An 808-nucleotide genomic window follows, 5' to 3' on the forward strand; every position below is an offset into this window, starting at 1 on the left:
GCAATGGCCTACTTGGTAGCAATTTGCAATGGCAAGTTCTATGTTGAGTGCATAATAACGATTGGGTACCAGTGAAAATACCTGCTTGTTTTGTACTGCTTTAAGATTTTTGAAGTAGTCGGGGTTTTGCTGAATGTCTTTTTCTACCATCTTGAAGTTATTGCTTTCGATGAAAATGCAATCGGGCTGATCGGCTGAAACTTTTTCCAAGTCGATGTTATAAGGCCCTGTTTTGTCATTAACGTCAGCAATATTTTTGAGCTTTAAGATGGCAAAAGGAAAAAATCCTGCTTCGGTGCCAGCAAAACCGTGTCCGCCGCGGTAACTAATTCCAGCAGCATACGCACTTTTCGGAGTAACATTTTTTACGCGCGAAGTAAGATCGGCTTCCATTTTCTTCGTATAGTCTATTATTTCGGTAGCACGCTTGTCTTTGTTAAGCACTTTTCCCATGAGCTCTATATCTTTATAGAACGAATCGCTAAATACTTGTTCCTGCACTGTAATGCACACAACGGGAACACCCGTACGCTGTTGCAGTATGTCTGCTTTTTCTTTATCGATTGTGGCGAAAATCACGTCTGGAGCAAGATCAGAAATAGCTTCTTCATTAGGCGTTACACCGTTTTTGCCGCCTTCACCAATAACAGGTAAGTTAGCAAACTTATCGTGAAACACGTGGCGATACACGCATCTTGGTATGTCTTGTTTCTCGGCCGCTTCAACGCCAACAACTTTGTCTTGTGCCTGCAAAAAGCAGATTTCTGCTAACGAAGACGCTCCAACGCCAATAACCGATTTCGGATGT

General features: G+C 42.5%; 1 protein-coding gene. It reads right to left on the minus strand.

The window, feature by feature from the left end; all coding sequences use genetic code 11:
* Nucleotides 1-808: ABC transporter substrate-binding protein (locus HMPREF3190_RS05910; RefSeq protein WP_066781283.1), on the minus strand; the 808-nt coding region annotated here is incomplete at both ends.

The organism is Umbribacter vaginalis, from assembly GCA_001552935.1.
Taxonomy (GTDB): domain Bacteria; phylum Actinomycetota; class Coriobacteriia; order Coriobacteriales; family Eggerthellaceae; genus Berryella; species Berryella vaginalis.